This is a genomic window from Phytoactinopolyspora alkaliphila, from assembly GCF_010550695.1.
Lineage (GTDB): Bacteria > Actinomycetota > Actinomycetes > Jiangellales > Jiangellaceae > Phytoactinopolyspora > Phytoactinopolyspora alkaliphila.
On the sequence record NZ_JAAGOB010000010.1, the window covers coordinates 111992 to 133224 of the forward strand.

At 66.9% G+C, this 21233-nt stretch carries 25 protein-coding genes; 11 read left to right on the plus strand and 14 right to left on the minus strand.

Translation table 11 applies throughout. The annotated features are described in order from the left end of the window. Positions 1 to 7: 7 nt before the first annotated feature. A complete protein-coding gene (glpK, locus tag G1H11_RS18165) occupies positions 8 to 1525 on the minus strand; it encodes a glycerol kinase GlpK (protein ID WP_163820010.1) in 1518 nt (505 codons plus the stop codon). A gap of 108 nt (positions 1526 to 1633) precedes the next feature. Continuing rightward, positions 1634 to 2341 carry an MIP/aquaporin family protein gene (locus G1H11_RS18170; RefSeq protein WP_163820011.1) on the minus strand — a complete coding sequence of 236 codons (708 nt, stop codon included), beginning with the start codon at positions 2339 to 2341 and terminating at the stop codon, positions 1634 to 1636. Between the two features lie 202 nt (positions 2342 to 2543). Between G1H11_RS18170 and G1H11_RS18175 the strand changes: the two genes are divergently transcribed. Then, on the plus strand, positions 2544 to 4289 hold the full coding sequence (locus G1H11_RS18175) for an FAD-dependent oxidoreductase (protein WP_163820109.1): 1746 nt from the start codon (positions 2544 to 2546) through the stop codon (positions 4287 to 4289). Positions 4290 to 4923: 634 nt separating this feature from the next. Here the strand turns inward: G1H11_RS18175 and G1H11_RS18180 are convergent. Next, positions 4924 to 5466, minus strand: a complete 543-nt coding sequence (locus G1H11_RS18180; protein WP_163820012.1) for a dihydrofolate reductase family protein — start codon at positions 5464 to 5466, stop codon at positions 4924 to 4926. 144 nt (positions 5467 to 5610) lie between these two features. Continuing rightward, positions 5611 to 6075 (minus strand): pyridoxamine 5'-phosphate oxidase family protein, encoded by a 465-nt coding sequence (locus G1H11_RS18185; protein ID WP_163820013.1) that lies wholly within the window; start codon positions 6073 to 6075, stop codon positions 5611 to 5613. A 58-nt stretch (positions 6076 to 6133) separates the two neighbouring features. On the opposite strand from G1H11_RS18185, the gene G1H11_RS26605 reads away from it, so the two are divergent. Together G1H11_RS26605 and G1H11_RS18195 are read left to right on the plus strand one after the other, a co-directional pair. Continuing rightward, a complete protein-coding gene (locus G1H11_RS26605) occupies positions 6134 to 7105 on the plus strand; it encodes a DUF5937 family protein (protein ID WP_163820014.1) in 972 nt (323 codons plus the stop codon). 163 nt (positions 7106 to 7268) lie between these two features. Beyond that, positions 7269 to 7967, plus strand: a complete 699-nt coding sequence (locus G1H11_RS18195) for a TetR/AcrR family transcriptional regulator (protein WP_163820015.1) — start codon at positions 7269 to 7271, stop codon at positions 7965 to 7967. Between the two features lie 4 nt (positions 7968 to 7971). On the opposite strand, the gene G1H11_RS18200 is transcribed toward G1H11_RS18195, so the two are convergent. Further along, positions 7972 to 8490: a DoxX family protein gene (locus G1H11_RS18200; RefSeq protein WP_163820016.1), complete on the minus strand. Its 519-nt coding sequence runs from the start codon at positions 8488 to 8490 to the stop codon at positions 7972 to 7974. A 152-nt stretch (positions 8491 to 8642) separates the two neighbouring features. Between G1H11_RS18200 and G1H11_RS18205 the strand changes: the two genes are divergently transcribed. From G1H11_RS18205 to G1H11_RS18225, 5 genes are all read left to right on the plus strand, one after another. Further along, positions 8643 to 9365, plus strand: a complete 723-nt coding sequence (locus tag G1H11_RS18205; RefSeq protein ID WP_163820017.1) for an SOS response-associated peptidase — start codon at positions 8643 to 8645, stop codon at positions 9363 to 9365. Between the two features lie 17 nt (positions 9366 to 9382). Then, complete coding sequence (locus G1H11_RS18210; protein WP_174257754.1) at positions 9383 to 10003, plus strand: alpha/beta hydrolase family protein; 621 nt, start codon at positions 9383 to 9385, stop codon at positions 10001 to 10003. A gap of 137 nt (positions 10004 to 10140) precedes the next feature. Next, entirely contained in the window at positions 10141 to 10776 is a 636-nt protein-coding gene (locus G1H11_RS18215) for a sigma-70 family RNA polymerase sigma factor (protein WP_163820111.1), read from the plus strand. Continuing rightward, entirely contained in the window at positions 10773 to 11048 is a 276-nt protein-coding gene (rsrA, locus tag G1H11_RS18220) for a mycothiol system anti-sigma-R factor (RefSeq protein ID WP_163820018.1), read from the plus strand. The genes G1H11_RS18215 and rsrA overlap by 4 nt, the downstream gene beginning before the upstream one ends. A gap of 33 nt (positions 11049 to 11081) precedes the next feature. Beyond that, positions 11082 to 11675, plus strand: coding sequence for a hypothetical protein (locus G1H11_RS18225; RefSeq protein ID WP_163820019.1), 594 nt, complete (start codon positions 11082 to 11084; stop codon positions 11673 to 11675). Positions 11676 to 11844: 169 nt separating this feature from the next. On the opposite strand, the gene G1H11_RS27480 is transcribed toward G1H11_RS18225, so the two are convergent. Together G1H11_RS27480 and G1H11_RS18230 are read right to left on the minus strand one after the other, a co-directional pair. After that, complete coding sequence (locus G1H11_RS27480) at positions 11845 to 11919, minus strand: 50S ribosomal protein bL37 (RefSeq protein WP_425501253.1); 75 nt, start codon at positions 11917 to 11919, stop codon at positions 11845 to 11847. 17 nt (positions 11920 to 11936) lie between these two features. Next, the gene (locus G1H11_RS18230; protein ID WP_163820020.1) at positions 11937 to 12668 is read right to left on the minus strand and encodes a DUF5317 family protein; all 732 of its coding nucleotides are present in this window, start codon (positions 12666 to 12668) and stop codon (positions 11937 to 11939) included. Between the two features lie 128 nt (positions 12669 to 12796). On the opposite strand from G1H11_RS18230, the gene G1H11_RS27155 reads away from it, so the two are divergent. Then, on the plus strand, positions 12797 to 13012 hold the full coding sequence (locus tag G1H11_RS27155; RefSeq protein ID WP_163820021.1) for a biotin/lipoyl-binding carrier protein: 216 nt from the start codon (positions 12797 to 12799) through the stop codon (positions 13010 to 13012). A 312-nt stretch (positions 13013 to 13324) separates the two neighbouring features. Further along, positions 13325 to 14296, plus strand: coding sequence for a helix-turn-helix domain-containing protein (locus G1H11_RS18240; protein WP_163820022.1), 972 nt, complete (start codon positions 13325 to 13327; stop codon positions 14294 to 14296). Positions 14297 to 14318: 22 nt separating this feature from the next. On the opposite strand, the gene G1H11_RS18245 is transcribed toward G1H11_RS18240, so the two are convergent. Beyond that, entirely contained in the window at positions 14319 to 15236 is a 918-nt protein-coding gene (locus G1H11_RS18245) for a DUF2785 domain-containing protein (protein WP_216843899.1), read from the minus strand. Between the two features lie 194 nt (positions 15237 to 15430). Here G1H11_RS18245 and G1H11_RS18250 point away from each other — a divergent pair, with 194 nt between their 5' ends. Then, complete coding sequence (locus tag G1H11_RS18250) at positions 15431 to 16906, plus strand: histidine kinase N-terminal domain-containing protein (RefSeq protein ID WP_163820023.1); 1476 nt, start codon at positions 15431 to 15433, stop codon at positions 16904 to 16906. A gap of 17 nt (positions 16907 to 16923) precedes the next feature. Here G1H11_RS18250 and G1H11_RS18255 read toward each other — a convergent pair whose 3' ends face one another. The 6 genes from G1H11_RS18255 to G1H11_RS18280 form a co-directional block, all read right to left on the minus strand. Then, positions 16924 to 17175, minus strand: a complete 252-nt coding sequence (locus G1H11_RS18255) for a WhiB family transcriptional regulator (protein WP_129667522.1) — start codon at positions 17173 to 17175, stop codon at positions 16924 to 16926. Positions 17176 to 17501: 326 nt separating this feature from the next. Then, positions 17502 to 18437 carry a diacylglycerol/lipid kinase family protein gene (locus G1H11_RS18260; protein WP_163820024.1) on the minus strand — a complete coding sequence of 312 codons (936 nt, stop codon included), beginning with the start codon at positions 18435 to 18437 and terminating at the stop codon, positions 17502 to 17504. Positions 18438 to 18476: 39 nt separating this feature from the next. Further along, positions 18477 to 19274 (minus strand): SigB/SigF/SigG family RNA polymerase sigma factor, encoded by a 798-nt coding sequence (locus G1H11_RS18265; RefSeq protein WP_163820025.1) that lies wholly within the window; start codon positions 19272 to 19274, stop codon positions 18477 to 18479. Further along, the gene (locus tag G1H11_RS18270) at positions 19271 to 19657 is read right to left on the minus strand and encodes an ATP-binding protein (protein WP_163820026.1); all 387 of its coding nucleotides are present in this window, start codon (positions 19655 to 19657) and stop codon (positions 19271 to 19273) included. The genes G1H11_RS18265 and G1H11_RS18270 overlap by 4 nt, the downstream gene beginning before the upstream one ends. Before the next feature lie 73 nt (positions 19658 to 19730). Next, on the minus strand, positions 19731 to 20489 hold the full coding sequence (locus G1H11_RS18275; RefSeq protein ID WP_163820027.1) for an amino acid ABC transporter ATP-binding protein: 759 nt from the start codon (positions 20487 to 20489) through the stop codon (positions 19731 to 19733). Then, positions 20486 to 21232 (minus strand): amino acid ABC transporter permease, encoded by a 747-nt coding sequence (locus tag G1H11_RS18280; RefSeq protein ID WP_216843900.1) that lies wholly within the window; start codon positions 21230 to 21232, stop codon positions 20486 to 20488. The genes G1H11_RS18275 and G1H11_RS18280 overlap by 4 nt, the downstream gene beginning before the upstream one ends. Between the last annotated feature and the right edge of the window lies 1 nt (position 21233).

Genomic DNA, 21233 nt, shown 5'->3' on the forward strand with positions numbered 1-21233 from the left:
TGCCGGATCAGTCGGTCTCCTCGTCGACCCAATCGAAGGTCTTGGTGACCGCCTTCTTCCACCTGCGGTACTGCTTGTCCCGCTCGTCCTGGTCCATCTGCGGGTCCCACTGCTTGTCCTGAGCCCAGTTGGTGCGGATGTCCTCCTCGGTCTCCCAGAAGCCGACGGCGAGCCCGGCCGCGTACGCCGCGCCCAAGGCCGTCGTCTCGGCCACCACCGGGCGGATCACCGGGACCCCGAGGATGTCGGCCTGGAACTGCATGAGCAGCTCGTTGCCCACCATCCCGCCGTCGACCTTCAGCGACTTCAGCGGAACCCCGGAGTCAGCGTTCATCGCCTCGATGACCTCGAGTGACTGGAACGCCGTGGCTTGCAAGACCGCATGCGCGAGGTGGCCCTTGTTGACGTATCGGGTGAGCCCGACGATGGCCCCGCGTGCGTCGGAGCGCCAGTAGGGCGCGAAGAGGCCGGAGAACGCCGGGACGAAGTACACGCCGCCGTTGTCGTCGACGCTGTCGGCGAGCTGCTCGATCTCCGGCGCACTGCTGATGATGCCGAGGTTGTCCCGCATCCACTGGACCAGCGAGCCGGTGACCGCGATCGAACCCTCGAGCGCGTAGATGGTCTCGTTGTCGCCGATCTTGTAGCAGACCGTGGTCAGCAGGCCGTTCTCGCTCATCACCTTCTCGGTGCCGGTGTTGAGGAGGACGAAGTTGCCGGTGCCGTAGGTGTTCTTCGCCTCGCCGACCTCCAGGCACGCCTGGCCGAACGTGGCCGCCTGCTGGTCACCCAGGATGCCCGCCAGCGGAAGCCCGGCGAACGCGCCGCGCGCGCGGACGTGGCCGTAGACCTCCGACGACGAGCGGATCTCCGGCAGCATGGACATCGGGATGCCCATGTCGGCGGCGTTCTGCTCGTTCCAGGTCAGCGTGTCGAGGTCCATCAACAGCGTGCGTGATGCGTTGGTGGGGTCGGTGACGTGCACGCCGCCATCGGTCCCGCCGGTGGCGTTCCACAGCACCCACGTGTCCATGTTGCCGAAGACCAGGTCTCCGGCCTCGGCCTTCTCTCTGGCGCCCTCGACGTTGTCGAGGATCCACTTCACCTTCGGACCGGAGAAATAGGTGGCCAGGGGCAGCCCGGTGGTCGCGTGATACCGATTCTGCCCGCCGCCCTGCCGGGCCAGCTCGTCGACGATCTTGTCGGTGCGGGTGTCCTGCCAGACGATGGCGTTGTAGACCGGCTCACCGGTGGTCCGGTCCCACACCACCGCCGTCTCGCGCTGGTTGGTGATGCCGACGGCGATGACGTCATCGGTGACCAGGTCTGCCTTGGCCAGCGCACCGGCGCAGACTTCTCGGGTGTTGCGCCAGATCTCCTGGGGATCGTGCTCCACCCATCCGGCGCGGGGGAAGATCTGCTCGTGTTCGCGTTGGTCCGCCGAGACCACGTTGCCGGAGTGGTCGAAGATCATGCAACGGGTGGATGTGGTGCCCTGATCGATGGCGGCTACGTACTGAGCCATGGGCTCTCCTCGTGTTGCTGGTGGGTAGTGCGTACGTGAAGTTCGAGGGTGCGTGAGGCGTGACAGCGACGGAACTTGACGCGCGCGCCGCCGCTATCACCCATCTCATCAGAACACGGCGCTGCCGAGAAGACCGGCGAGGATACCGCCGACAATCGGCCCGGCAACCGGAACCCAGGAGTAGCCCCAGTCGCTGCTGCCCTTGCCCTTGATGGGCAGGAACGCGTGCGCGATACGAGGGCCGAGGTCACGGGCCGGGTTGATGGCGTACCCGGTGGGGCCACCGAGCGAGGCGCCGATACCCACGACCAGCAGGGCGACCGCGAGCGGGCCGATGTCGATGGGGTGCGGGCCGATGGACATGACCACGAAGACCAGCACGAACGTGCCGACCACCTCGGTGAGGAAGTTCCAGCCGTAGCTGCGGACTTCAGGACCGGTGGAGAACACCCCGAGTTTCAGCGCCGGCTCCTCACCGGCGTCGAACTGCAGCTTGTAGGCGAAGTAGACGATGACGGCGCCGATGATGGCACCGGTCATCTGGCCGAGGATATAGGCCGGTACGTCGCTCCACTCCGTCACGTCGCCCTGGACCGCCAGGCCGATGGTGACGGCCGGGTTGATGTGCGCGCCCGATGCAGCGGCGACGTAGACGCCGGCGAAGACAGCGAGCCCCCATCCGAAGTTGATGAGGAGCCAGCCTCCGCCGAAACCCTTGTTCCTCGGCAATAAAACGTTGGCCACAACGCCGCAGCCGAGCAGGACGAGCATGCCCGTCCCGAGCAGCTCCCAATAGAAGATTTCACCGAAGGCCATCTGGACCCCCTCCAGGACGTGGCAACGTAACGCGGCACGTCCGGTAGCGGAGAGTCCCGGCGCCGTTGCCGTAGGTACTCGTGTGATCCACCGAGCTAGGTCGAAACTACCGCTCTAGATCAGTGACTGTCTACGCTGTTGAGTGAATTTCCGGGTAGCGTTGGACGTCGTGACGGAAGACCCGCGAGGAGGCGAGGTCAAGGTGGCCAAGCGCAGCACAGAGCCGCAGTTCGATGGGCAAGCCGGCAGTCTCGGGCCGGAGGAACGCGCCCGCAGCTGGCGACGCCTGGCCGAGGAGCATTTCGACGTCGTCGTCATCGGCGGAGGCGTGGTGGGAACCGGCGCTGCGCTGGACGCCGCCACGCGGGGCCTGCGGGTCGCGCTGGTAGAAGCGCGCGACCTCGCGGCGGGCACGTCCAGCCGCTCGAGCAAGCTCTTCCACGGCGGGTTGCGGTACCTCGAGCAGTTCGAGTTCGGGCTGGTGAGAGAGGCATTACGGGAGCGTGAGCTGATGCTCACCCGGCTCGCGCCGCACCTGGTGAAACCGGTGAGCTTTCTGTATCCGCTCATGCATCGGCTGTGGGAGCGCCCGTACACGGCCGCCGGCCTGTTCCTCTACGACAGCCTGGGGGGAGCTCGCTCCGTTCCCGGCCAGAAGCACCTGTCCCGCTCGGGAGCCCTGAGGCTTTTCCCTGCGTTGCGCCACGACTCGTTGATCGGCGGGATCAGGTACTACGACGCGCAGGCCGACGACGCCCGGCACACCCTGACCGTCGCGCGGACCGCCGCCCACTACGGTGCGGTCGTTCGTGTGTCCACACAGGTGGTCGGCTTTCTCCGGGAGGCTGACCGGATCAGCGGGGTCCGGATCCGCGACGTCGAGACCGGCGAGGAGCAGGATGTCACCTGCGACGTCGTGGTGAACTGCACCGGCGTGTGGACCGACGAGATGCAGCGGATGGCCGGCGCCCGCGGCCGGTTCCGGGTGCGGGCGAGTAAAGGCGTCCACATCGTCGTCGCCCGTGACCGCATCGCCGCCGATTCCGGACTGATCCTGCGCACCGAGAAGTCGGTCTTGTTTGTCATCCCCTGGCGTAACCACTGGATCATCGGCACCACGGACACCGACTGGACCTATGACCTCGCGCACCCATCGGCGACGCGGGCCGATATCGACTACATCCTCGACCACGTCAATTCGGTGCTGACCACGCCTCTGACCCATGACGACATCGAAGGCGTCTACGCTGGGCTGCGCCCGTTGCTGGCCGGGGAAAGCGACGAGTCGTCCAAGCTGTCCCGCGAACACGCGGTAGCGCGCCCGGCTCCGGGCATGGTGGCGATCGCCGGCGGCAAGTACACGACCTACCGGGTGATGGCCGCGGACGCCATCGACGCGGCCGCCGGAGACCTGCGGGGCCGGATCGCCCCGTCCATCACCGACAAGGTGCCGCTCCTCGGCGCCGACGGTTACCACGCCTTGGTCAACCAGGTCGATCGGCTGGCCTCCCAGCACGGTCTGCACCCGTACCGGGTGCGCCACTTGCTGGACCGCTATGGCTCGCTCGTTCATCAGGTGCTCGCCTTGGCCGCAGACCGGCCGGACCTGCTCGAACCGCTTCCGGGCGCTGCGGACTACCTGAAGGTCGAGGTCGCCTACGGCGCCACTCATGAAGGAGCTTTGCACCTCGACGACGTCATGACGAGGCGCACGCGCATCTCCATCGAATACCCGCACCGCGGTCTGGAGGCCGCGGATGCGGTTGCCCGGCTGATGGCGGATGTTCTCGGCTGGGACGAGAAGCAGGTGGAGCGCGAGGTCGAGATCTACGCCGAACGGGTCGCCGCGGAACGCGATTCGCAGACCAAGCCGGACGATCAGGCCGCCGATGAGGTCCGCTCCGCAGCGACCGAGACGCGTCCGCTGATCGCGGAGCCGGTCAGCTGATCGCCGGGGTTTGCCCGCCGGCTGAGGTGTGACTTGCAGCTGGTTGTTGGGCCCCGGCCCGCCCTGGATTCTGCTGCCGGCCTGGATGCCTGGTTCCTGATGACGCTGGGTATGCGCGTCCATGTTGAAGCGGTCGTGTGAGAAACGGCCGGTAGACGCGAGACCGCGATCCGGTCCCGGGCCACGTCGAAGCGGCCGGCTTCCAGATCGAGTAGCGCCATCGCTGATGGCCGTCGTTGTGGTGATGGGGCATAGCGTGTTCGTGGGACCGAGCGTGGCCGGGGGACCGAGCGTGATCGTGGGACCGAGCGTGCGCGAAATCGCCGGTTGGGGCGGCCGCGGCCCTCACGGCATGTCCCACCTCGATCGTGATGATCACACCGGGGGAGTTTTGGGCCGGTGGGTACGGCACTGTGAAGATCGTACCCACCACCCTCATTACTGTCGTGGTGGTTCCAGCCGGTGTGCGGAATGGGTTCGTGCTAGCCGTGTGAGTTTGGTCAGGTTCACCCGGTCGCGAAGATCATGGTGTCCGAACAGCGGGGTACAAGGCGCGGTTTCGGTGCGCCGTTCCTGACGGGATATGCCTCGCAAGGCTAGCCCCGGATCTACTGAACATGGGAACGGTTGCTGGTTATCGTACTACTCGGTAGCGCAGGTGCGTCCCGTCCGCGTAGGCGGCTGTTTGTATGCGCTCCAGGGTAATGCGTTCATCGAGTCCGCCGAATAATGAAATGCCGTTGCCAAGCAGCAATGGCACTACGTGAAGCTGAATTTCGTCTACTAATCCCAGATTCAAGCACTGCCGGGATATGCTGCCGCCCAGCAAGCTGACGCTTTTGTCGCCGGCATCGGCTTTGGCGGCTTCGACTGCCTGCGCGATGTCGTTGACGACAAACGAGTATGTTATACCATCTCTTTCGATGGGTTCGTGGGCTTCGTGGGTCATGAGATATGTGGGTACTTTCACCATGCCACCATAAGGTATTTCGCCCTCTTCGATGGTCTGCGTTTTGTTGGCACCGCCGACGATCGCCCCGATTTCTTCCATGATTTTGTTGATGATTTCCGCGTCTTCCTCGACGCCCTCGAAATCGAACATCCAGTCGACGCCACCGTCACTATCCGCCATGAATCCGTCCAGTGTGACGGTCGCATGAATGAATACCTTGCCCATCGTCGTTCCTCCTTGATAATCAATGTAAAGGTAGACCGCCGGCACGGCGCGCGGGCGCTGGTCGGCGGGAACGGGTCTCGGCATAGCGGTCCGCACGCCCTGAGCGCGTGACCAACGCACGGCGGCGGATGCAGACGGCCGAGGTCACCATGTCGGGGCCGGATCGACCGGGACACGGCTGTCATGTGCGTCGAGGACGTAGTGGGCGTTTCCCCGGGCCCGGTAAAGACGGAAACTGGCCGGTGCGACGACGTCGGCCAGCTGCCAGGGACGGCCACCGGCGGCCACCGACCGGGCGGAGAATACCGCCACCGCCGCTTCCACCCCGGAGGCCGGGACCTGCCCAGCCACCGCCTCGACGTACACCGCCTGGCCCTGGTCGATCGGCACGGTCGAGTCGAATACCACGATACCGACCTCCGGACGGCGGGCGATGTTGGCCGAGTGCCGCGTCGAGGTCCGCGACAGCCAGATGAAGTCGGTGTACCGCTCGGAGGCGAACCACACGGGCGTGGCCCACGGCCTGCCGTCGGCGTCGGCCGTCGCGAGCGTCAGGTAGCAGTTGGAGTCGATGATCCTTCGCGCGATACCGACGCGGTCTTCGGTCATGTGTCGTTTCTAGGCCCGCGCCGGGGCTACATCCAGAGATTCAGTCTAGGCTGAATCCGTGATCCGGTACCGCTTCGGCCAGGACGACGTGTTGCGGACCCGGTTCGCCATCGCACCGCTCATGGACCTGATCGGCGCCTTCTACGTACTGCGACGGCCCGATCCCTACACGGTGCACCGGCGGTGGACGGCGTGGGCCGTGCCGCGGATACAGGGGCTCGACCTGTCGCTTCTCAACGCCGCCACTCCGTTCGGCGGCCCGTACTGGCCGGTGTTCGTCAGCCCGCCGCCGCGGGAGCCGCACCCGACGATCGAGGCCGAACTGGCCCGGGTCGCCGCGACACCGCCGGAGCGGGTCGCCGCCGAGATCTCGCAGCGCTACGCCGACGACCTGCCGGCCCCTGCGCGGCCGTTCGTGGAAGACCCGGCCGGGGCTCTGGCCGCGTTGGTGGAGCAGATGCGGGCGTTGTGGAGCGCTGTCCTGGCGCCCCGGTGGGCCACGGTATCGGCGCTCCTCGAAGCCGAGCTCACCGCCCGCGCCCGGAGCCTGGTCTCGGTGGGGTCGCGCGCGGCCTTCGTCGACCTGCATCCATCGGTGCACTGGGACGCGGACCGCCTCACCGTCCGGGCGACGGTGAAGACGGCCGACGTGGACCTCGCCGGCCGGGGACTGCTCGTCATCCCGTCGGCGTTCACATGGCCGCGGGTGTGGCCGAGGACCGACCCGCCCTGGGACCCGGCACTGGTCTACCCGCCGAGGGGGATCGGCAACCTCTGGGAGCCGGCGGGGGTGGACGACGAGGCCCTGGAATCGCTGATCGGCCGGCGCCGGGCACGCATCCTGCAGGAGCTGGACCGGCCGGCCGCGACTCTAGATCTTGCCGGCCGGATGAGCGTCAGCGCCGGTGGGATCAGTGACCACCTGTCGGTGCTGCGCCGGGCCGGGCTGGTGACGCGCTGGCGCGAGGGCCGCCGCGTCGTCTACGCGCGCACGCTCGCCGGCGACGCTCTGTGCCGCAGGACCGGTTGACACTCGTGGCCGGCTGGTTCGCCACACGGAACACGGCAGATGTACTGAAGGGCTGAGTGGTCGGTGCCGGTGGTCTACGGCGCGATTGCGAAAACAACGATGCGTATGTGAACATACCGGTCGGTCTCATCCCGTGGGGCCGAACTGCCCCGAGGAGCGTACGATGCCGGACACCTCAGCCGCCCCGCCTGACGGCAGGTTGCCAGCGATCGGACCGTCTCGGTTGCGGGGTCCAGCGGCACGGGCGCGACGGAGCCGGCCACTGCCGGCCGACGGGCGGCTCACCCCAGCGGGTGAACGCCTGCTCGATGCGGCGAGCGAGCTGTTCTATCTCTGGGGGATTCATGCGGTCGGAGTCGATACGATCGCTGAAGCCGCGGGCACCACGAAGAAGACGCTCTATGACCGGTTCGGTTCCAAGGACGCGCTGGTAGCGCTCTATCTGCAGAGGCGGGCCGAGCGGTGGCAGGCATTCGTGGAGGCGCATCTGCGAGATCACGCGTCCGAGCGGGTCGGCGTGAACGCGGGAGTCTCCCGAGTCCTTGCCGTGTTCGACGCCCTGGAGGCTTGGTATGCCGAACTGATCCGCGGCTGCGCGTTCGTCAACGCTTACGCGGAGATCGGCGGAATCGACCACCCGGGCGTGGCCGTCATCCGGGCCGAGAAGGAATGGACACATGCCTTGTACGTGCGCCTGCTCACTGAGGCCGGAGTCGATGATGCCGCGCTGCGAGACGCCGTGGGTGCTCAGCTCATGCTCGTGCACGAGGGAGTGTCGATCATGCTGACAGCCGGCGGACGTGCTGACGCGTTCGACTCCGCCCGAACGGCGGCCCGCCGTCTCCTGGACGGCGTGGCGTAAGCGGTCAGGACGGCTTGGCGCTCTTCGCGGCCTTGCGTGCCTTCTTCTGAGTGGACTTCGACGCCTTCTTGGCCTTGCCCGCGGCCCGGCTGGCGCGCCACCTGAGTCCCGGCTTGCCCTCGGTGTCGACGGAGGCGAGGAGCAGGCCACCTGCCAGACCGGCGTTCTTCAGGGCGTGGATGCGCTGGGCGGCGCGTTCCTCCGGGTCCTGGATCTCCCAGAACGGGTGCGCCGCCATGGTGGTGGGCACAAGTGAGCCGGCGAGGACCAGTGCCGCCAGCCGGGGGAACCGGCCCGTCGCCAGCGCGAGGCCGGCACCGACCTGAGCGGCGGCATTGATCCGCACCAGCTGCTTCGGGTCTGTCGGCGCATTGGGCACATTGCGCTCGATGAAGGGCCCGACCCGGTCCGTGACCGACTTCGCGGTGGGGACCAGCGGCTCAGGATTGCGATAGTTCTTCCATCCCTGCACGACGAAGATGGACGCCAGCATGGGGCGCGCGATCAGACGAACGAGAGTCATGCTTCTTGCCTACCACGAAACGGCCCGGAATTGGTCACGGATCGGCTGTCGGCCCTCATTCTCCCGTGATCATCGACGGTTGACCAAATGATCACATGGTCAACCGTCGATGATCACGGAAAAGTATGGCCACGCACGGTAAGAATGGAGGCATGTGCGGGCGCTACGTGGTGAGCCAGAACGCGGATGATCTCGCGGAGGAGTTCGGCGTGGACCGGATCGATGTCCGGGAACGTCTTGAGCCGGATTGGAACGTCGCTCCCAGCAAACAGGTGTACGCGGTCGTCACCCGCCCGGATCGGGGCGCCGCGGAAGAGGATGAGCCGCGGCGTCGGCTGACCACGGTGCGGTGGGGTTTGGTGCCGTCGTGGGCGAAGGACCCTTCCATCGGCAACCGGCTGATCAACGCCAGGGTCGAGACCGCCGCGGAGAAGCCGGCGTTCCGGCGGGCGTTCGCTGCCAGGCGCTGCCTGGTACCGGCCGAGGGCTTTTACGAGTGGCGTGGTGAGAAGAAGGGCAAGAAGCAGCCGTTCTTCATCCATCCCAGGGACGGCATGCTGGCCATGGCTGGCCTTTACGAGATCTGGCGGGATCCCACGCGCTCGGACGACGATCCGGAGGCGTTTCGCTGGACCATGGTCATCCTCACTACCGACGCCGTGGACGAGCTGGGAGAGATCCACGACCGCATGCCCATGCTCGTGGAGCAGGAAAGGTGGCAGGCATGGCTCGACCCGGACAACAGCGACTCGTCCGAGCTGATGGATCTGCTTGCTCCAGCCGTGCCGGGGGTGCTCGACGTCTACCCGGTGTCCACCGAGGTGAACAAGGCCACTAACAACGGCCCGCATCTCCTCGAGCCGGTCGAGCTCTAAAGATCGCGAGGGCCGGCATGACCGAGAAGAAGGCTGTTGCGACGCCGACCGGGCCGGCGAAGCTGTGGATGGACGAGGCGCCCGAGCCTAGGCTGCGTCTCCTCCTGGGCCACGGCGCGGGAGGTGGCCCGGAAGCTCGCGACCTGGCCGCGCTCGCACGTGAGTTGCCCGAGCACGGAGTCAGCGTGCTCAGATTCGAGCAGCCTTGGCGGATCGCGGGCAAGAAGATCGCTCCTCGTCCGGCTCTCCTCGACGAAGCGTGGCTGGCGATTCCGGTGCCGGCGGACCTCCCGCTCGTCGTGGGTGGACGGAGTTCCGGAGCGCGGGTTGCGTGCCGCACCGCCACGGCGATGGGGGCGAGCGGCGTCGTCGCGTTGGCCTTTCCCCTCCACCCACCCGGCAAACCGGAGAAGTCCCGTCTCGACGAGCTGACTGGCGCCGGCGTGCCCACTCTCGTGGTGCAGGGCGAGCGCGACAGTTTCGGCCGGCCCGCCGAGTTCGGCGCCGGGCCGTTCACACTCGCCTCGATTGCCCATGCCGACCACGGCATGGCCGTCCCGAAAGCGAACAACCAGGCAGACGCGCTGTCCGCGATGGTCGGCGCGGTGCGGGAATTTGTGCTCCGATTCGCTGGTTGACCCCGGTGATCGATGCGACATTTCAAGCCCCGGGAGGGTCGAGTCACGTGAGTGCACCCGGTACGGCATGCCTGGAGAAGGCTCCGTCGCGGAAGGCCGTTTCGACGAGCTGGAAGGACTGGGGCACGGTCACGCCGATGGCATCGGTAGCATCGGATGTGATGGCCACAGGAGAGAGTGCCGAAGAGCGCGGCCAGCGCTTCGAGCGTGACGCGCTGCCTTTTCTTGATCAACTGTACTCGGCGGCATTGCGGATGACCCGCAACGCCAGCGACGCCGAAGACTTGGTGCAGGAGACCTTCACCAAAGCCTATGCGTCATTTCACCAGTTCAAGGAGGGTACCAACCTCAAGGCCTGGCTCTACCGGATCCTGACCAACACGTTCATCAACTCCTACCGCAAGAAGCAGCGGGAGCCGCAGCAGAGCGCTGCGGAGGAGATCGAAGACTGGCAGATGGCCCGGGCCGAGGCGCACACCTCCACCGGCCTGCTGTCGGCGGAGGCCGAGGCGTTGTCTCACCTGCCGGACTCCGATGTGAAGAACGCGTTGCAGGAGATCCCCGAAGAGTTCCGGATCGCCGTTTATCTCGCCGACGTCGAGGGCTTCCCGTACAAGGAAATCGCTGAGATTATGGGTACGCCCATCGGAACGGTGATGTCCCGGCTGCACCGGGGCCGCCGCCAGCTTCGTGAGCTGCTGGAGGATTACGCACGCGAGCGGGGCCTCGTCCCTGCGGGTAATAGCGGACCAGGGGGTGCGCGAGTGCCATGAGTTGTGACGACGACGATGTCGACTGCGCCGAGGTGCTAGATCGCGTCTACGCGTTCCTCGACCACGAGCTAGGGGATGACCGCACGCTGTCCTACGCCGAGATCGAAGCTCATCTTCATGACTGCGGCGGTTGTCTGTCCAAGTACGACCTCGAACGCGCCGTCAAGGCGGTGCTAGCCCGGTCGTGCGCTTGTGAGCATGCTCCCGAAGAGCTCCGGACCAAGGTGCTGGCCCGGATACGAGAGGTGCGCGTCCACGTGACCGAGGCGTAGCCAGTCCCGGCTCGGCCACCTATGATCTGTACCGTGGCTGACCGTGCGATAGCGCCGACCGAGCGGGTTCTCGTTCCCTCCGGGCGGAACTACCGGATGTTCGTCAAGAGCACTCCAGTGCTGGTGGGGGCGCTCGGCTCCATGGTGGTGGTGCGCAACGGCCCAGCCAGTATCATCGCTGCCGCGGTGGTGGCGCTGACGCTCGCTGGAGTGGCGCAGTTCTTGCGCCGCGAACGAGTGGTGGTCACCGGCACGCACGTGCACAGCATCCGCCCTGTCGGGCTGCCGAAGAAGCGCGCACGGGCGGATATCGCCACGGTGCTCAGCGTGCGCTTGGCGGCGTCGTCGGGAGCGACGCCCTATCGGAACCTGTTCGTGCTGGACCGGCGCGGCCGGCTGGTGGTGCGGATGCGCAGCCCGCACTGGACACCTGAGGACATGCGCCGCCTGGTCGCATACCTCGGCCTCCCGGCGCAAGAGCTGGATCGCCCGGTGACGGCGCGCAAGCTCGGCAGCCGGTTTCCCCGGGCCATCTCCTTGTCGGAGCGCTACCCGTTTCCTTCCGGCGTCTTGGTGGTCCTGGCGATGGGTGCCGCGATCCTCGCGGTTTCCGCGCTCGTCGACTGACGCCGACTGTTCCGCCCCGCCCGGTTCCTTTTGCCCTGTCCTAACCCCTGGCATGGATTATGGCTCCACAAAACGGACAAGACGGGCGCAATAGCGACCCTAACCCATGCCAGGGGTTGGGACAGCGGGGCCGGACGGACCCGAGGAGCTTCCCGTCCGGCGCCGGAAACTACGCGTTGGGACGCTTGCCGTGGTTGGCGTTGCTCCTCTTGCGGCCCTTGCGCTTGCGTGCGCGCTTGCCCATGACATACACCTCAGCTCTCATGCGCTGGCTTGTTTGCGGATGGGCGACGTGTCACCGTCCGCTCGATGCTTCATTGTCGCATGTGCGGCCGCGTCTCCGGCATCGCCGGGTGGCCGGCCGGGTTCGCCATCGGTCTCCCGGCCGTGCGGCTCGTCGCCGGCCAGGAGGTCGTCGTCTGTGTAGCGGTAGCGTCGCCTGGATGGTATGGCATTGGTGGCCGGCCGACGCCCGACCATGCCGGTGGCCAGCACCGTTGCCAGGCCGGCTGCGACGGCGATGTCGCCCGCGCTGACCACCTCGGGCCGAGGCGGGAAGGCGACCGGGATGTTCTTCGAAAGCACGGACAACCGGCTGGACTCGGCAGGGACGGTGGCGCCTGCGGTGCCGGCCGACACGGCGCTCGCATCGACGCCGGCGCGTGCCGCGGCATCCGCCGAGACGGGAACGCCCCCGTTGGCAAGGAGCACCGCTGCGTTGGCCGCCAGGCCGACGGCCACGAGCCGCGCTCCCGGCATCCAGCGGTTCACCCACGCGTAGAAGGCGATGACGAACCAGCTGAGCGCCGACAACGTGGCCAGTGCCGATTCCCATGCCGTCCAGCTGGCGAAGACTGCCACGATGTGGAGTCCGAGAGCGGTGAGGACGAGACGGTTGCGCGCCGGAGGCGGGGTGGCGAGGCGGCGCAGGCGCCCGTGCTTGGCATAGCCGACCGCCAGGCCGACCGCCAATGCGAGCACAACGAGCACCACAGTACTCATGGTGGCGCGGTTGGGTGGTGAACACGTGGAAGCCACGCCCGGTAAGTGGACGTGATCGGCGTAGGGTAACGCACAGTGTGCTGGCTCGGGCCGGCGCCCGCGCTGAGAGGAGGGCCCGCGTGGCCGAGCACGTATCCGCCGAGATGGTGGCCAGCGTCCACTCTCTCGAGGTGTCCGAGGGAGATCATGTCGAGCCGGGCGCGACGCTGCTCGTGCTGGAGTCGATGAAGATGGAGATCCCCGTGCTGACCGAGTGCGGTGGCCTCGTGACCGATGTCAAGGTAAGGCCGGGAGACGTCGTCCAGGAGGGCGACGTGCTTGTGATCCTGGGGTAGTGGGCGGAACGTCAGCAGCGGTGAGCCCGGGGGCAGGCAGGCCGTGCGTCACGCTATCGGCCGCTCGCTGTATGGGTGGGTCGGCGGCTCGGTCGACCAGTTGTGGGCGTCGTGCGACGTGGGCGCCGGAGGTCTGCCATGGTCGCCGAGAACGGCACGGAGCAACCATGCGGCGGAACCGGCAAGAGCGATGAGTAGGAGGATCGTTGTCACCATCATGGCAGTATTCTTTCGGACACCATGATCCTGCCGCGAGTGGCAGTTCTGCCGCACTACCTCGACATTCTGCCATTCTTCGTGCACTATGGGTGAATGCTCCGAAACGTTGCTGTCCTGGTCTTCGACGGCGTCGCCCCGTTCGAGCTCGGTGTGCTGTGTGAGAGCTTCGGCGTCGACCGGTCGGCCCAAGGGCTGCCGGTGTTCGACTTCGCGGTGTGCGCCAACCAGCCAGGGCGTGTGCGCACCTCCGTCGGATTCGACATCACGGTCGAGCATGGGTTGGAGGTCCTCGACAACGCGGACTTGATCGGCATCCCCGCCATTCCGCGCCATATGGTGGCCGAACGACCCGACCTGTACACCGAGGGCGTCATGACCGCCCTGCGAGACGCGGTGGCGCGCGGGTCGCGAGTGCTGTCCGTCTGCTCAGGGGCGTTCGTCCTCGGCGCAGCGGGCCTCCTCGACGATCGACGCTGCACCACCCATTGGATGTACACCGACGAACTCGCCCAGCGGTATCCGCGCGCCAAGGTCGACCCGGACGTCCTGTACGTGGACGAAGACCCGGTCATCACCAGCGCGGGTACGGCGGCCGGCCTCGACGCGTGCCTGCACCTGTGGCGCAAGGAGTTCGGTGCCGAGATGGCAGCGATGGTCGCGCGCCGCATGGTGATCCCGCCGCACCGCGACGGTGGGCAGGCACAGTTCGTCCAGGCTCCGGTGCGGCCGACGTCGGCTCCGACACTGGCAGGGATCATCGACTATATGGAGATGCACCTGGACGAGGAGATGACCGTCGAAGGGTTGGCCGGTATGGCCACGATGTCGCCCAGGACGTTCGCCCGCAGGTTCCGGGCGGAAACGGGCACCACCCCGTACGAATGGCTGGTGGCACGGCGGGTAGCAGCTGCCCAGAGAATGCTCGAACGCGGCGACGACACCATTGACGCTGTCGCGTCCGCCACCGGATTCGGCACCGCCGCAGCGCTTCGGCACCACTTCAGCCGCCGTCTCGACACCACGCCGCAGGCGTATCGTGCCACGTTCCGCCACCGCACCACCTGACCGGCGGACCACGGTCCAGGCGCTAGCGGTTGGTATGCGGCGGTGCCGGGCTCGGCGCGGTCTGGCGGTAGAGCCAGGGTGAGCCGGAGCGAAGCGCCTTCTGCAGGGCGATCAGGAGATCGGAGCGGGCATCCGGGGCGGCGGACGGCTCGGGCGACACGTCCTGGGTGGGCGTCCCCCGTACTCCGAGCAACAGCTGCAGGTGCAGCGCCTTGAGATAGCTGACGATGTTGGCGCGGTTCGCTGGGCCGGGCGGACCGGAAACGTCGACGTCCTCGGCTGGCCGGGCGAGGCGGTCCAGCCACGACTCGAGTGCTTCGGTGGGGACCAGGTCGCGGTGCAGCAAGGACATCGTGGCGAACGCCAGGCGCTCGTCCTCCAGCCCTTCGAACTGGTGCTCTGCGGGCTTCAGCAAGCGCTCGGCGATGACATCCAGGAGGACGGTCAGCTCGTCGGTGCCCAGATGACGCGAAGCGCTGAGCACGCCGAGGAGGTCGGCCCCGTGGGTGATGGCGTGCACCCAGCCGAGCTCGGGCACCCAGGCGCGCAGGTCCTCCTCGCCGAGCAGCCAGGCGACGGCGTGGTCGGCCCAGGTCAGGACAGCTGTGGGGGACAGGCTCTGGACGAGGTTGTCCCGAGCGATGACGGCGGCCAATGTCAATGCGGAGTAGGAGCGGCGAAGCGCGACCCGGTCTCCGGTGTCGCCGAGGCCGTCCCGGAGCCCGTATGCGAGTCCGTCCCCGAGGCCGGCGAGCAGATGATCGTAGACGCCTTCGCAGATCCAGGTCTGCAGGACGGAGTAGGCGATGCCGTCTCGGACGTGCGGGTCCGGCTCGCTGAGCATGGCGACAAGTTCAGTGGTGAGCTCGTCCAGCGCCTCGCCCTGAGGTACGCGGTAGCCCTCGGCGACGACGCGTTCCCAGTACGACGACCTTTGCACGAATAGAATCCTCGCAGATCGACCCGACGCTTGACGAGAGCCCCCGGGAATCAGATCTATAACAAGAAGCACATCTGGTGGGTGTAGCTCACTGTCACGTGCATGGTATCGCGGCGGCAATGCCCTGGTGAGGCTCCCTGCCGGGACAGCACCGCACGGGCATCCTCCCAGCAGAGGGGCGGTACTCTGAAGCGGTGCCCTCGCTGAATGACGTCGTCCAACGCCACACCGACCTCACCGAGGGGGAGCTGGAGTGGCTGCACGCGCTGGTCGCGGACTGGCAGATGATGGCCGATCTCTCCTTCGCGGACCTCGTCCTCTGGGTACCCGACCGAGGCGGGGCCGGCTTCTGGGCGGCGGCACAGATGCGTCCTACCACCGGGCCCACGGCGTACGTCGAGGACATGGTCGGCACCTTCCTGGCGAAGGGCCGTCGCCCCCTCGTCGACGCCGCCTACGCCGAAGGCACAATCAAGCGCGAGGGCGACCCGGAGTGGTGGGACGACGTGCCGGTGCGGGTGGAGGAGATCCCGGTGCGCCGCGGCGACCGGATCATCGGGGTGATCGGCCGCCATACCAATCTGGTCTCGGTGCGCACCCCCAGCCGCTTGGAGCTGGCGTATCTGGAATGCGCGGGCGAACTCGCGAAGCTCATCGTGGAAGGCCGCTTCCCGCATGCCCGTCGTACCGACATGGGACGACGGGGAGCACCCAGGGTGGGTGACGGACTGGTGCGCGTGGATGCCGACGGCGTCGTCCGGTATGCCAGCCCGAACGCGATGTCCGCCTACCGTCGGCTCGGTCTCGCGGCTGACCTGGTGGGTCAGCACTTTGGCAAGGCGACGGCCGCCCTGGCGCCACGTGAGGGCGCGATGGACGAGTCTCTCGACGTACTCGTGGCCGGCTACCAGCACGTACGTACCGAGATCGAGGGCAATGGCACGGTCATGACATTGCGTACCATTCCGCTCGACCCAGGAGGCCGGCACGTCGGGGCGCTCGTGCTCTGCCGAGACGTGACCGAGGTCCGGCGGCGGGAACGAGAGTTGCTGACCAAGGACGCCACGATCCGTGAGATCCACCATCGGGTCAAGAACAACCTGCAGACTGTCGCCGCCCTGCTGCGGCTGCAATCACGGCGGATCGAGGCCCCGGAGGGCAAGGCGGCCCTTGATGAGGCGGTCAGGCGGGTGGGCACCATCGCCGTCGTGCACGAGACGCTGTCTCAGACGGTGGACGACACGGTGGACTTCGACGGCGTTGCCGATCGGCTCCTCGGGATGGTGGCGGAGGTGGCGACGGCCGAGCCGAGTGTTCGCGGCGAGCGCCGCGGCAGTTTCGGGATCCTCGGCGCCAATGTGGCGACGCCGCTGGCGATGGCCTTGACGGAGATCCTGCAGAATGCGGTGGAGCACGGTCTAGGCGGTCGGCCCGGAACCGTCACGCTCACCGCCGGCCGGACCGCCGGCCGGCTCACCATCATGATCGTCGACGACGGGGTGGGCCTGCCCGAGGACTTCGACGCCGAAACGTCCGGCAATCTCGGCCTGCAGATTGTCCGGACGCTGGTGATCGGCGAGCTGGGCGGCACCATTGAGGTGACCCGGCGATCCGACGCCGGGACCCGGGTGACGCTGGACCTGCCCGCACCGGGGCAGGTCCCTTCTTAGTTCGTAGGGGCAGGGTTTCAGTAGGCGCGGGCGCGGGCCCGGGCGTTGCGACGCTTCAGTGCGCGGCGCTCGTCCTCGGAAAGACCACCCCAGACTCCGGCGTCCTGGCCGCTTTCCAGCGCCCATCGCAGGCAGTCTTCGCGTACGTCACAGCGTCGGCAGACCGCCTTGGCTTCCTCGATCTGGAGTAGCGCGGGCCCGGTGTTCCCGATGGGGAAGAACAGCTCCGGGTCCTCGTCGCGACAGGCGGCACGGTGGCGCCAGTCCATGGTTCTCACAGCTCCTCGTATGATGGTGTCTGGCAGGGTCACTACCTGACAACGTGTCGTTACGTGAATTGGTTCACGAACTGCCCACAATCTCCCTCAAGCTAGAAAAATGCTCGGGAGAGTCGCCAGTTCGCCGCACTGGTTCCCCGGAGCGCGCACGCGCGCGCCCTGGTAACCATGTGGCAGTACAAGGGTGACAAGTTCGTGACCCGTGTACAAGGGCTTTGTGCGTTCCGTCTCACCAATCTTCGTGTAGCGTCGGTCACAATAAGCGTACGAATAGCTACAAAACGGACAGAACGGCTGTGGTTGCGTGCGGCTGAGTCCTAGTAGGCGACCCGGATCGCGTCCGGCACAGCCGACACCGTGACGAGGTCGCGCTCACCGATGTAGTCACCATCCACTTGTACGGGCACCGGGCGCTCGGCACGGAGGGTGAAGCCACGCTGATTGTGAAGCGACACGACGTGCCGGCCTCGAGGACCGCGGCGGGTCGCCATCTGAGCGACGGACGCAAGGGTAGGCACGAGCGCGAGTGAGTCCAGCCCGAACACGTCGAGGCCCGCGTTGAAGTCCGCGTACGGGGTCGGCCGCAGCGGCCGGCTCCCGAGGTACGTCCACGGTGAACAGTTGCTGATGACCACCACGCCGAGCCCGCTGACGCGGGCTTCCGGGGAGCCGTCCGGTTCCAGCGTGATGGCACCGTGCCGACGGTCCGGCTGGGCGAAGTACCGCCGGAGCGCGGTACGGATGTAGAGCGCCGGCGTAGCTTTCCGGCCGCCGTCCCGGGCGTCTTCGACCGCGTGGATCACGTCCGCGTCCAAACCGGCGCCCGCGGTGAAGGTGAAGTAGCGGTCGTCGAGGCGTCCCAGGCCCAGGGGCTGACGGCGTCCGTCGCGCAATGCGTCGAGCAGCAGGCCGGTGGCCTCGATCGGGTTCTCCGGGATGCCGAGATTGCGGGTGAGCACGTTGGTGCTGCCGCCGGGAACCATGGCGATATCGGGGACGTCGCCGGCGCGCTGTCCGGGTCCGCTTTCCAAGAGCCCGTTGATCAGCTCGTTCACGGTTCCGTCTCCGCCCAGGGCGACGACCAGGTCGAGGCCATCGTTGCGGGCCTGGCGGCCGAGTTCGGTGGCGTGGCCGCGATGTGTGGTCTCAGCGACCTGAAGCTCGAGGTCGTTGCGCAGTGCGGAAAGCAGGACGTCACGCGTGCGTTCGGTTGTGGTGGTCGCGCGGGGATTGACCACGACAAGGGCACGCATATGGGTCACTTTAGTGTCCCCGGGTGAAGGCCTGGCACATCAGGTCAGCGGACTTCCGGTTTCGCTTGTCAGAGCCGTCCGCAGATGGGCGAGCGTACGGGACAGCAGGCGCGATACATGCATCTGCGAGATGCCGACCTCATCGGCGATCTGCGACTGCGTCATGCCGCGGAAGAATCGGAGAACGACGATGCGGCGCTCCCTGTCCGGCAGCGTGGCAAGGATGCGGCCGATCGCCTCGCGGTTCTCCACGCCCTCGAGGGCCTCGTCCTCGTGGCCGATCGACTCGAGCGGAGCGGCACCTTCCTCCGCGCCTGGCTCCGGATAGTCGAGCGAGACGGCGCTGTATGCCGACGCCGACTCCAGCGCTTCCAGAACGGCATCCTCGGTGACCCGCAGGGTCGTCGCCAGCTCGCTCACGGTAGGAGACCTGCCCAGCTGGTGGGTGAGGTCGGTGGTGGCGGAGCTGATCGAGAGCCGCAGCTCTTGAAGCCGGCGTGGTACTCGGACAGCCCAGCCCTTGTCCCGGAACCAGCGCTTGATCTCGCCCAGAATGGTCGGTGTGGCGTAGGTGGAGAACTCCACGCCACGATGCGGGTCGTACCGGTCCAGCGACTTGATCAACCCGATGGTGGCCACCTGGACGAGGTCCTCGTACGGTTCGCCCCGGCCGGCGAAGCGCCTGGCCAGGTGTTCGGCGAGCGGAAGGTGCAGCGTGGCCAGCCGGTTGCGGGTCTGCAGGCGCCGGGGGTCGTTCGGCTCGAGCGCCGCGAGCTGGAGCAACAGCTCGCGGCTCTCGTCTCGGTCGACGGCCGCCTGCTCCACCCGCAGTGTCACCCCCGGTTCTTACGCAGCGTGATGGTCACGCGTCCGTTGTCTATCGACGAGTACACCTCGCCTGCCAACGCCGACAGCACGGTCCAGGCGAAGCTGTCGCGAGCGGGTAATTCCGTACGCGCCGCGGCCACCGAGACAATCACCTCGAGGGCGTCGTCGTGCAGCTGAAACCGGCAATTCAGATGCGCGTTGGCCTGAGCGATCGGCAGCAGCATGGCGCACGCCTCGTCGACCGCGATCCGCAGATCCTCGATGTCGTCGAGGGTCAGGCCGAGGCGTGCCCCCAGCCCGGCTGAGGTGGTACGCAGCACTGCGAGGTATGCGCTGGACGCGGGCACGCTCAGCTCGACGAGATCGCCGTTCGTGGCTTGCGGGTCGCCCACCGGTCCTCCTGACGAAAGGGATGCTCGCCGATAGCCTGTCACATCTACGGCGGCTCGCAACTCGCGGAGGTGGTCAGAGGACCTTGGCAAGGAAGGCCCGGGTGCGATCGTGCCGCGGATTCGCCAGGACGTCACGCGGGTTCCCCTCCTCGACGATCATGCCGTCGTCCATGAAGACCAGCTCGTCGCCGACCTCCCGGGCGAAACCCATCTCGTGCGTGACCACCATCATGGTCATGCCGCTGTCGGCAAGCGCCCGCATGACGTCGAGGACATCGCCGACGAGTTCCGGGTCGAGCGCCGAAGTCGGCTCATCGAACAGCATCATGTCCGGGCTCATCGACAACGACCGGGCGATGGCCGCGCGTTGTTGCTGGCCACCGGAGAGGTGCGCTGGGTAGGCGTCGATCTTGTCGCTCAGCCCAACCCGCTCGAGATTGGCGCGAGCGATCTCCTCGGCCTCGCCCTTGGAGCGGCCGAGGACCCGCCGCTGCGAGATGGTCAGGTTACGTAACACCGTGAGATGAGGAAACAGGTTGAAGGACTGGAACACCATGCCGATCCGGGCCCGAACCTTGTCCAGGTCGATCTCCGGATCGAGAATGTCGATCCCCTCGACCCGGATCTGTCCCGACGTCGGTTCCTCCAGCCGGTTCACGCATCGCAGCAATGTCGACTTGCCGGAGCCGCTCGGGCCGATCACACACACCACCTGACCCGCCTTCACGGTCAGATCGATGCCCTTCAGCACCTCGTTGTCGCCGAACCGCTTGTACAGACCGGCGATCTCGATGGCTGGAACATCGGTGCGAGGCGGGGTCGGCTGCGTCATCGGGTCTTCGCCATTCGTCGTTCGAGTACGGCCACCAGGCGGGTCAACGGGATGGTGATGAGGAGATAGAGCATGCCACCCATCACCAACGGCGTGGCGTTTCCGCTGGTGGAAACGGCGTCACGAGAGAAGGTGGTGATCTCCTTTGTCAGCAGCGTGGAACCCGCGATGAACAGCAGCGAGGTGTCCTTGACCAGAAGGACGAACTCGTTGGTGATCGGCGGGATCACGATGCGAAACGCTTGGGGAAGCACGATGAAGAACATCGTGCGTGCGGGCGACATGCCGAGGGACCTCGCCGCCTCGCTCTGCCCCTTCGGCACGCCCTGGATTCCCGCCCGGACGATCTCGGCGATGTAGGCGCCCGCGACCATGATCAGGGCGACGAGTCCCGCACCGACCGAGCCGCCGGGCGCGCGAACCCCGAACGCGATCGGCAGGACATAGGCGATACCGAAGATCGTCAGCAGGGCGGGAAGCCCTCGGAACACCTCGATGTACACGGTGGCCAGCCACCGATACGGCAGCACCGGCGAGAGCTTCATCAGCGCCAGCGTCACGCCCAGCACGAGGCCACCGCTGAACGAGATGACGGTGAACAGGACAGTGTTCTTGGCGGCGATGGTGACGATTTCCGGGAACTGTTCCCGGGCGACGTCGAGCTGGAAGAAGACCCGGCGAAGTCTCTCCCAGTCCGCCGCCATCGCGATCAACCCGATCGCCGCCACGAACAGTGCGTACATG